Source organism: Adhaeribacter aquaticus DSM 16391, from assembly GCF_000473365.1.
GTDB classification, from domain to species: Bacteria; Bacteroidota; Bacteroidia; order Cytophagales; family Hymenobacteraceae; genus Adhaeribacter; species Adhaeribacter aquaticus.
In genome coordinates this window covers 3,278,022-3,289,572 of the sequence record NZ_KI421517.1, presented here as the reverse complement: position 1 = coordinate 3,289,572, position 11,551 = coordinate 3,278,022, and the positions used below count along the sequence as shown (strand labels likewise).

Sequence of the window (11,551 nt, the reverse complement as noted above, 5' to 3'; positions counted from 1 at the left end):
TTTAACTAACCAAATATGATTGCTTTTTATGTTTTGTTGAGGTAAATATTCTTACGCACAAAAAAGCCCACCTTTGGGAGGTGGGCTTCCTAAATCTTTTTAGCTCAATACTTTAAAGCTTTACCATCTCCATTTTAGGAGCCAATAAGTGCATAATAACCCAGGCCAACAAGTAAGCACCCCCACATATGAAAAACATAATATAATAACCAACTTCCAATTGGCCCAGGGCTTTGTAATGGTCAAACAACATGCCAGCTGATTTAGAGAATATCACTCCTCCTAAAGCTCCCACCATACCACCAATACCCGTTATGGAACCTACTGCCTTTTTAGGAAACATGTCGGAAGTAGTGGTAAATAAATTGGCACTCCAGGCCTGATGGGCAGAAGCCGCCATACCAATTATAATTACGGCCCACCACATGTTGTAGCTTCCAAAATATTGGGCAAATACCACCGGTAAAACGCAAAAAGCATAAATTAACATAGAAGTTTTTCGAGCTTTTGGCACCGACCACCCCATTTTAATAAATTTTAACGGCAGCCAACCACCAAAAATACTTCCAAAAGACGCTACGGTATAGGCAAAAGCCACGGGCAAAGCTGTAGCGGTACCTGTTAAATGGTATTCAGCATTTAAAAAAGCCGGTAACCAAAACAAATAAAACCACCAAACCGGGTCAGTTAAAAATTTACCCATAATGAATACCCAAGCCTGCCGATAACCTAACAACCTTAGCCAAGGAACTTTGGGTTCCGTATCTGCTTCCTGGTTTGATACCTCATCAGTATCACTATGAATGTATTCAAACTCTGCTTTAGATAAACGCTTATGACGGGAAGGAATCTCGTACATGATAAACCAGAAGAACAACCAGATAAAACCAGCCGCCCCGGTAAGAATAAAGGCCCATTTCCAGCCCCATTCTGCGGCAATAAAGGGCACCGTTAGCGGAGCAATAATAGCCCCAATGTTGGTGCCGGAATTAAAGATACCGGTTGCCAATGCTCGTTCCCGTTTAGGAAACCATTCTGCGGTTGTTTTAATAGCAGCCGGAAAGTTACCGGCTTCAGTGATTCCCAATGCTGCCCGGGCTACAAAAAAACCAAAAGTAGATTTTACCAAAGCATGGCCTATGGCCGCCAGACTCCAGAAAATTAAGGATAGCGCATATCCCATTTTGGTCCCGATTTTATCAATAAACCGACCTACTCCCAGCATACCCACGGCATAAGATATCTGAAAAGCCACTACCAGATTTGAATAATCAGATTCAGTCCAGTTAAATTCAACTTCCAGGTCAGATTTTAGTAAACTAATAACGGCCCTGTCCAGGTAGTTAATGGTAGTGGCAAAAAATACCAAGGAACAAATGGTCCAGCGGTAATTGCCTACTTTGGTTTTACTCATACATTATAATTTAATAGTGTGGTGGATTTTCAAGGTTATTTTAATTGTTATCTACGAATAACAGAAAGCCTTAAAAATTAAAATAGTTTTTAGCATTGTAGTAGCAAATATCCTGAACTACTTTACCAACCCAGGCTATATCGTTTGGCAATTCGCCATTCTCAATATCATCGCCAAATAAATTACATAAAATCCGACGGAAGTATTCGTGGCGCGGAAAAGACAAGAAGCTTCTGGAATCAGTTAGCATTCCTACAAACCTACTTACCAAGCTCATGTTTGATAAAGTATTCAGTTGATTTATCATGCCTTCTTTCTGATCCAGGAACCACCAGGCTGAACCCCATTGCACTTTACCCGCTACCGAACCATCATTGAAATTACCAATCATAGTGGCCATTAATTCATTGTCAGCCGGATTTAAATTATACAAAATGGTTTTGGCTAATTTATTTTCTTTATCCAGCTTATTCAAAAACTTGGATATAGCCTGGGCCTGACTAAAATCACCAATAGAATCCCAACCGGTATTTGGTCCAATATCCTGTAACCGGCGGGTGTTGTTATTGCGCAATGCACCTAAATGATACTGTTGCACCCACCCTTTTTCGTGATCCCAAATAGCAAACTGAAATAACATGGCTGACTTAAACTTTAGTATCTCCTGAGAAGAAAGCTCCTGATTGGCTCTTATTTTAGCAAATATTTGGCTTATTTCAGTTTCAGTATAATCTTCGGCATACATTTGCTCCAATCCATGGTCAGAAACTGAACAGCCGTTTTGAGCAAAATAATCGTGCCGTTTCTTTAAGGCATCCAGGTAAGTCACATAGTCTGAAATAGTAGTATTACTTACCGCTTCTAATTTAGCTATATAAGCATTTAGGGTTACCAGGTCCTCTGCATTCATAGCATTATCGGGCCGGAAAGCAGGCAAAACTTTTGTTTCAAGGCCAATTGCTTTAATTTTTTGGTGGTGCTCTAAGGAATCAATGGGATCGTCGGTGGTACAAAGTGCTTCCACATTTGCCATCCGCAGTAATTTCTGCACGCTGTAATCCGGCGTTTGAAGCAGTGCCGAACACTTTTCATAAATTTCCTGAGCATTATGCTCTGAAAGGTTATCGCTTATTTTAAAATATCGCTGCAACTCCAGGTGTGACCAATGATAAAGCGGATTTCTTAATGTATAAGGCACCGTAGCAGCCCATTTTTCAAATTTTTCCTGATCGCTTTTTCCCCCGGTTATGTAAGCTTCATCTATCCCGTTGGTCCGCATAGCCCGCCATTTATAATGGTCATCAGATAGCCAAATCTGGGTAATATTTTCAAATTTCCTGTCTTCGGCTATTTCATTTGGAGGCAAATGATTGTGATAATCTATAATCGGCAAATCTTTTGCAAACTCGTGGTATAGCCGCTGAGCTGTTTTAGTATGTAATAAAAAATCCTCGTCTAAAAACTTCTTCATACGTTGGCTGGTAAAACCACCAGCTTATAAAAATATATTCTGTTGTACTACAATTGGCTTATGGTTACTGTATTTCTTTGTCAGTTAACATAGGCACTCCTCTTTTACAAAACTGAATGGCTAACCCCCATGGATCCCGCATCATAACCAGGTGCGTTCCGTCCTCAAACTGCTGATCTGACTCAACGCTAGCACCGGCCGCTTGCAGGCGCTCTTTATCTGCAGAAGGGTTTTCAGAAACAAAAGCTAAATGTACCAAAAGCGGGTTCATGGTCCGGAAAGGCAGCACCTCATCCGGCGGATTATTATAAATCTCTATCATTACCCTTCCACTATCATCGGCCATAAAAGTCATGTAAGGCGCATCTTTTAACTGTTTTACAATCTTTAGCCCCAGATGCTGCACGTACCAGTCAGCCATGGCAGTTGGATCTTCTACATTAAGCGCAAAATGTTCAAGTTTCATACTTATATGATGTGAATATTTTAAATTTTTATGAATGGCAATATCTTATTAATCCGGCTATTTTAAAACTTTATGGGCTACTTAATATTAAGTAGCCCATTGTTTAAATATTCCTAAGGGTCAGTTTATAAAATGACCGTTTTATCTTTTAAACTTTAGTTTTTACCTAAAAAAACTCTCGGGCGGTCCCAGATAACTTGGCGGCACACCAGTTGTCTCTACCACTAATTTTTGAAGCACCACACCCGGGTCAACCATCCAAAACTTAACAACATGCGCACCGGGCTTAGCTAATTGGTGCTTGGTTGCATGGATCATAATATTATTACCTACCCATTGTTCCCAAGTTTGGTTAGTCATATCGGTATGCAGGTTAACTATCTGGGGCTCCTCCTCATCTATGGAAACAGCATAACGCAGCCCATCAATATTGTGATTTAAGGTTGGGGCAAAATAAGCATGTACTTTTATGGGTCCTTCCGAAAAAGTATTTATGCGGTATTCCAGGGCCGGACCGTTACCTCCAGGCTTTTGGGCAGGCGCTGTTACTGGCAAAACCGTCATAGCCGAGAGGGTGCGTCCTAAATCCGGAATCCGCTTCCATTTTACTTCCTCGGTATTTACGGCTTTGGTAAAGTGCACAGCCTCCATCGAAATATACCCGTTGCTTTCTACAAAACCCATTACTGCCTCGGGTTTTAAATTGGCAGGTTTGTTAATAGTAGCTTGTACCACCACCTGCACATCATCTGGCCCAGTGATAATAATGGGAACCTGCTGTTTCCCTGTTGGAGCTTTTGCCCAATCTACACTAACTAATACCCGATGGTCCCTTTCTACTCTACCTCCCTTAGAAGATAACTGCAGCCAGGATGCTCCCGGTTTCACGGTAAAATCAAAAGCATTTTGCCCCCGGTTAAATATGTCAATGAAATAATTTTTCTGACTAAATGGTGTTAATTCTGGTAGTGTTGGTTTTGTTTTTTCTGCTGGCCACCAGGCTTCTGAACCCTCAATGGCCATACCCATATTAGCAGCATACAGGCGGAGATTTTCAACCTTAGGAACCTCATCTTTTTCTGGCTGTTGCCAACTAGTATAACTAATGTGGGTTTGGTCCATCATGTGGTTCCATTTGCCGTTGGCCATTTTTTTGTTGTAGAAAAAAGCCAGCTCCTGATCTTTAGCAAAAAGAGCATTAGCCCGGACAGCCAAATCATTGGTACTAGCGCGGCCTTGTTTAGCATAAAGCCGGTTCTTGCCCACCGTAACCCATAATTCATTTAAGTTAGCACTGGCTTTAACCGGATATAACACCAGTTGATAATAAGCATCCTTCTGATTTTCCGGCAAAGTCTGGTAAATTTTCTCGGCCCGTTCGGCTAACCGGTTATATTCGGTTACAATTTTTTCGGCTTCCCTAAAATTAACCAGACTATAGGTGTTGGCCGCTAACATTTCTGGTTTTCGACGGCTATTGTATTTGGCATATTTCGCCAGAATATCGGCTATGGCGGTCGCATTTGCTGGTCCAAACTGATTGGCAGCCCAGGCACGGGTGTAGTCCCCTAATTGATTGGCGGTAATTTTATCAGGATTCCAGGCAAAATCTAGAAAAAACTCAATTGGGAATTCAACTGGTTTAATATCCCCTACATTTACAATCCAGATGCGGTCTACTCCATGCTGGTAAGCCAGGTTCATTTGCTCCCAAATACGCGGGATAGGATTGGTATTAAGCCATTTATAATTTCTGGGACCTCCTACATAATCGTAATGATAATAAATACCATAACCGCCCGGTCTTTTGGGTTCACCTATTTTGGGCAGTTTGCGGATATTTCCCCAATTATCGTCGCAAAGTAATAAGGTAACATCATCTGGTACCCGCATACCTTTGTCGTAATATTCCTGCACCTCTTTGTATAAAGCCCAAAGTTGTGGAGTAGCCGACGCGGGTTTTCCGGTAACATCTTCTATTATTTTGCGCTGATCAGAAACAATTCGCTCTAGCAGCGCAATGTTACTTTCCCTCGACATGGGTTCATCGCCATCACCCCGCATCCCTAATGAGATAATGCTTTCCTTCTCTCCCATTCGTTGGATACCTTGCCGCCAAAACGCTTGTAGTGGTTTCTTATTGGTTTGGTAATTCCAGGCACCTTTGCCATAGCGCCGCCATTCATCGTGCGCACGCATTAAAGGTTCGTGGTGGGTGGTTCCAATTACTACGCCATACTCATCTGCTAAAACCGCATTTTCCTTATCATCGTCGTAAAAGGCACTGCCCCACATGGCTGGCCAGAGGTAATTGCCTTTCATGCGCAAAATCAATTCAAATACTTTTTCGTAAAATTGCGCATTAAAACCACCAAACTTCTCTTTAGACCAACCAGTTAAAGCAGGAGCTTCGTCGTTTATGAAAATGCCCCGGTATTTTACTTTTGGCTCACCTTGGGTATGCTGGCCTGGCAATACAAATAAATTGGCTTGTGGTTTAACGGGTACATCGGCCCAGTAATACCAGGGCGATACGCCAATTTGGGCTGACAAATCAAACATACCATAAATAGTACCTCGTTTATCGCTACCAGCAATTACCAGGGCTCTATCTACTCCCGGCATTGGCTTTTCTACTACCTGTAACAGGAAGGTTTCCCATTTACCGGCAATTTCTGTTACATTTAATTTTTTCTCCTTTACCAGTTTATCAATTACCGGGTTTTTACCTATAGTACCTATCAAAATGACTTCTTTGGCAGCAGGCACTTTATCTGTTACCAGTTTAGGTTCATTACTGGTTACACTTTTAATATCCGACTGCAAAGTTTTTGCCACCCGTATCACACCGGGAAAATCCTGCGAACTGACAAATAAAGGTGCTGGTTTTCCGGCAGAGGCCAAGGTAAAACTTCCGGCTGCTTTTTTTCCCGATACATATCTCTCACCGGTTATTGCCCTGGCTTCAGAAAAAGAAGCCAGAATTAATCCTGATGCAAGCAGCAATACCGTAAGCAGCCGGGTAAAATAATTTAAATTAGTTTTGGCAAATAACCCCATGCTAAACTGAGAGAAAATACGCTATTTCTTTTTTACAACATTAACTACTGCATTAAACGCAGGTTTTGGTTGGTAATTGCGGTCGAACAACATTGGATAACTGGTACGTCCGCGCATTGGCCAGTTGTTTAACCAGGAATTCGCATCGGTTACACCCCAGAAAGTAATGCGGTCAATTTTATCGCGGTGTTTGTGGAACAAAGCAAATAAATCAGCATAACGTTTGGTCAGTTTTTGTTCTACTGAATCTGGCAAGCCGTTTTTATATACGTTATACTTTTCCTCGAAATCAAAATTCTGCGCAATATCAGCACCTTCCCGGCGGCTTGGGTTTGGCAACACATCAATATCTAACTCGGTAAAGTTTACCTTAACACCCAATTTAGAGAATGCAATAATACTGGCTTCTACTTCCTCCAGTTTAGGGGTATTTAGACCGTAGTGTCCCTGCATACCAATAGCATGCACTTTAATACCTTTAGCCTGTACTCCTTTAACTAACCTTATCACTCCCTCCCGCTTATCCTTCTTATACAAGCTGTAATCATTATAATATAATTCAGCTTTCGGATCGGCTTTATGGGCCATTTCAAATGCTTTAGCAAAAACATCTTCACCTAATATTTCCAGCCATTTTGTTTCCCGGAAAGTACCGCCTTGGTCATTTACGGCCTCATTTACTACGTCCCAACCTTGTATCCGACCTTTATAACGGCCCACTACCGTATTTATATGGTCTTCCATTCTTTTTAATAAAACTTCTTTGGAAACCTGTTTACCTGCGGCATCCACAAATAACCAGTCAGGCGCCTGAGAATGCCAAACCAGGGTATGACCAATGGTAAACAACTTATTTTTATTACCAAATTCTACAAATGCATCAGCCGGTTTCCAGTTGTATTCACTTTCCTTTGGGTGAATAGGTCCAAATTTTAAATCGTTTTCCGGCGAAATGGTATTAAAATGTTGCTTTACTAAGGCTATTCCTTTCTCATCACGGCCGGCGGTATGACGACCATTAATAGCGGCACCTACCATAAAACTGTTTTTAAAAACATTTTTTAAAGCAGGAACATCTTTTTGTACAAATCCGAAACTGGCGATTACCAAACCAGCGGCGGCTACAAACTTTGAAGTATTCATAAGTAATTGGTTGGGGTGGAAATTAAATTAAGTTTTAAATTAAATGCTAGACTAAAGTTAATATTGTATCTTTTACAATATTAACCAATCTGTACTTATAAGCAAATAATTAAATACCCGGCACAAACTTTGGATCTAGGTTCATGTAGTATTCCAGCGTTTGTTCTGGCTTTGGCAAATTGGCTGGAATAGGTCTTTTGGAGAATGTCTGGAAATAAAGTACACAAGCATCCCGCCACCAGCGAGCCTCTTTTTCCTGAATGCTCAGGAAAGTTTTTACATGTTGGAAACGTTCCTCATCTACGTGGCTTTGTTGGGTATTCCAGGTCTGTTGCATTCCTTTTACGTCTTCAGCTCCTTTGTAGTACCGGTAAACAATTTCATCCCAAAGCGGACGACCTGATTTGGTTTTGTAATCCCATGGCAAATGATGAAACCACAATAAAAACTCTTCCGGGCAGGTTTTTACATTACCAAACTTCTTTTGAACCGGCGGAAAATATTGACCTAAAGCATTACTACCGGATGCGGTGCGATCAAATCCAACTCCTTTTTCATCAGCCTTATGATAATAAACAGATGTCCAGTCGGCCCGTTGTTTATCTTTTATCCACGGTCCTGGCCCGTAGTGGTGGCTCCAGCCCATAATGTGGTGCAAACCCAGCGGGGTCATATAGTTCACCACAATTTCTCTGGTGTCCATCATCATTTTGTTAACCGGAGCTAAAAAGTTATTATCATTAGTAAAAGTCATGCGTAGCCATTCGTCAGCAATGGCTTCTGAACTTAAGGCATGGTCCCAGGCTAAACGGCCAAAAGCATACCAGTTAGCTTGCCCAAAATGATGGCCGGTCCAGTTACGGTCGTTACCAATATTAGAAACGCCGGCCATACCCGTAATTTCGTATTTATGCAAGGTACCATCCACTACTTTGGCTACCGTTGATCCGGCACCTTTCGCATAGGTATCTGCATCCAAAGTTTCCTTAAACAACGGTGCCTGGTAAAATAAATGAGTTCCCTGCCCCAGGTATTCCTGCGTAATTTGAAACTCCATCATGAGAGGGGTTTTAGGCATTGCACCAAATAACGGATGGAACGGCTCCCGTGGTTGAAAATCAATGGCTCCATTTTTAACCTGAACCATCACATTTTTCCGGAAAGTACCATCCAGTGGTTTAAATTCATTTACCGCTTGCTTAGCCCTGTCGTCTGGCACTTTATCGTCGTAAACAAATGCTCGCCAAATAACAATACCTCGGTTCCCTACGGCATCAGCCATCATATTGGCACCATCGGCGTGATTACGACCATAGTTTTGCGGTCCAGGCTGTCCCTCTGAGTTGGCTTTCACTAAAAATCCACCAAAATCAGGAACGTGGGTATAAATTTCATCAGTTTTAGTTTTCCACCAGGCTCTTACTGCCGGATCAAGCGGATCGGCAGTTTTTAAACCACCTATTTCGATTGGGGCACTGAACCGGGCAGTTAAGTAAACTTTTAATCCGTAAGGGCGGAAAGCATCAGCCAGAGCCGCTACTTTTTCTAAATAAGGTTTAGTTAATACCAATGCATTGGCATTTACATTGGTAAGCACTGTTCCATTAATACCTACTGAGGCATTAGCCCGGGCATAATCAATGTACCGCTGATCAATATAATCTGGTAGCCGATGCCAGTCCCAGAGGGAGAAGCCGGCATATCCGCGCTCTACCGTCCGGTTTAAATTGTCCCAGTGATTAAGAACCCGAAACTGGGTTTTAGGAGCATTGGTAATGGCTAATTTGCTTATGTCCTGATTGGTTTGCAGCAACCGCAGGAAATGAAAGGCTCCATAAAGTGCACCAATGTCCGTGTTGGCGGCCACAACCGTAGCTTTTTTGCCATTAACGGTAGTAGTTAAGATCAAATAACCTTCTTTCCCTACTTTATTCAATCTATCTGTCAGGCGTAAAGCAGAAATTAATGGCGTTGCAGTTGTTCCAACCACTACCGCATTATCTTTAACCGGCTGCATGCTTTCCGGCGTTTGACCTAATAATCCCTGCAATCCATTGCCCAGTTCTTTTTTGATTACTGCCGCAGCAGGTGAATTTCCTTCCACTATTACCTGAGTAATCAGCTGCCGGTAGTTAGAAAGTTTACCAGTATCTTTTATCAAATCATAACGCTGCCACAAGCGGTATCCATCATCAGCAAAAACCGCTGTTGATGCTTTCAGCAAAAGCACTAGGCACATTAAAAAATAAATTCTCAGCTTCTTCATTTTATTTAGTTACACTGCTTAAAACAAGCTTATTAAATTAATTACCTGATAAAAACCTATTTAAATAATTACAAATTTCGTAAAGAGGATTCCCGGATAATCAGGTCAGACCGGAGAATAATGGTATTAGTACTAATTATATCCATTACGCCATTTAAGTGATTTATTAGATTTCGGGCGGCTACTTCTCCCATCTCGTAACCTGGATAATTAACCGTAGTTAAATTTGGTTCTATTACCTTGGAAATAGGATCATTATTAAACCCGACTACCATGATATCTCCAGGCACTTTGATTTTTTCCTTCTTCAAGGCTTTAATCAAGATTACTGCACTTGTATCATTGGCCACAAAAATTCCATCTGGTCGTTCCGGCATACCTAAAATGGTAGTAATAGCCTCCTGTAAATCTTCTTCCTTATTTATATTAATGGCGAGAACATTATCCTTAGAAAAAGGAATTTCATTTTCCATAAGGGCCAACTTAAAACCTTTCAGCCGGTCGGCGTAAACATTCCGGTTTAAATTACCTGTAATGTGTACCAGCTTTTTTGCTCCCTGCGAAATAAGGTGCTGGGTTACTTCATAACCTGCTTTAAAGTTATCTATTACAATGCTGGTGCAATTTTTATGCTCAAAAACGCGATCGTAAAAAATGAGAGGTATTCCTTTATTAATAAAGGGCTGAAAATGTTCAATATTGTTAGTCTCATAGGCTAACGATACTAATAAACCATCTACCCGGCTATTAAACATGGTCTTGGCATTTGCCGCCTCTTTACCTGCTGCCTCCAAGGATTGGCTTATCAATAAAGTGTATCCGGCATCATTGGCTACTTTTTCTACCCCGGCAATAACGGAAGAATGAAAGTTACTGTTTATGGTTGGAAGAATCAGACCAATGGTATTGGTGCGTTTCTTCCGAAGATTGCTGGCAAATGTGTTCGATTGATACCCTAAATCTTTAGCAAGTTGTACTATCTTTTTTTTCGTATTACTCTTTACAGCGGGATGATCATTTAGACCACGACTAACAGTAGCCGGAGATATATTTAGCTCCCTGGCAATGTCGTAAATAGTTATTTCTTTTTTATTATCGCTGATAAAATCCATAATACGCGCCTGCACTGCCACCAATTTTGTAATCGGTTGCAATATATTTAAAAATTTACAAAATTTTATTAAAACTCTTAATAAATGGAGGAGAAAAGACCTCCTCTAAAAAGAAAGTAATATTTATATTAACGGTTAAATGTAATGTTCTTTTTTATTCAAAAGCTATTTTATTATTAGTGGAATTCAGGTTTTACGTATATTATATATTTTAAAGTAAGTAAGGCTGATATTTTCAACCAATGATGTTATTAATAGAAAAACAGCAGTTTTAAATAAAATAAATACATATTTCAACCTAGGAATTTTAAAGCACTTGGAAGCCCACTTAAACTGATTTATATATAAATAACCTTACCTATAGATTTAGAAAGTTGACTATATACTTAACTCAATCTATCTGCTTTTCCCCTACTTTACCCATTAGACTGATAGAATAACCCTTTTCTAAAAATACGCTGGTACTGTCTCCATACTTTCCTCTCCTTTCTTCATATCCCTCGTGTTTTAGACACCTTTTCCCCTAATACAAGTAGAACATGCAAAAAACTCTTTAGCAAGTCTTATTCAAAATAAAAAATTTTTAGGGAAAAAGCTAAAATATTTTTTAAAACCTTTC

7 protein-coding genes are annotated in these 11,551 nt (G+C 40.6%); all 7 read right to left on the bottom strand.

Annotated elements, in window-relative coordinates; translation table 11 throughout:
• Positions 1–112 precede the first annotated feature (112 nt).
• Complete coding sequence (locus ADHAQ_RS0116810) at positions 113–1,414, bottom strand: MFS transporter (RefSeq protein ID WP_026463924.1); 1,302 nt, start codon at positions 1,412–1,414, stop codon at positions 113–115.
• Between the two features lie 70 nt (positions 1,415–1,484).
• Complete coding sequence (gene uxaC, locus ADHAQ_RS0116805) at positions 1,485–2,885, bottom strand: glucuronate isomerase (protein ID WP_026463923.1); 1,401 nt, start codon at positions 2,883–2,885, stop codon at positions 1,485–1,487.
• Between the two features lie 64 nt (positions 2,886–2,949).
• Positions 2,950–3,351, bottom strand: coding sequence for a VOC family protein (locus ADHAQ_RS0116800; RefSeq protein WP_026463922.1), 402 nt, complete (start codon positions 3,349–3,351; stop codon positions 2,950–2,952).
• A 162-nt stretch (positions 3,352–3,513) separates the two neighbouring features.
• Positions 3,514–6,411, bottom strand: a complete 2,898-nt coding sequence (locus tag ADHAQ_RS0116795) for a glycosyl hydrolase 115 family protein (RefSeq protein ID WP_051359990.1) — start codon at positions 6,409–6,411, stop codon at positions 3,514–3,516.
• A 21-nt stretch (positions 6,412–6,432) separates the two neighbouring features.
• Positions 6,433–7,554, bottom strand: a complete 1,122-nt coding sequence (locus ADHAQ_RS0116790; RefSeq protein ID WP_026463920.1) for an endo-1,4-beta-xylanase — start codon at positions 7,552–7,554, stop codon at positions 6,433–6,435.
• 109 nt (positions 7,555–7,663) lie between these two features.
• Complete coding sequence (locus tag ADHAQ_RS0116785; RefSeq protein ID WP_026463919.1) at positions 7,664–9,820, bottom strand: alpha-glucuronidase family glycosyl hydrolase; 2,157 nt, start codon at positions 9,818–9,820, stop codon at positions 7,664–7,666.
• 68 nt (positions 9,821–9,888) lie between these two features.
• Complete coding sequence (locus tag ADHAQ_RS0116780; RefSeq protein WP_034257432.1) at positions 9,889–10,932, bottom strand: LacI family DNA-binding transcriptional regulator; 1,044 nt, start codon at positions 10,930–10,932, stop codon at positions 9,889–9,891.
• Positions 10,933–11,551 lie beyond the last annotated feature (619 nt).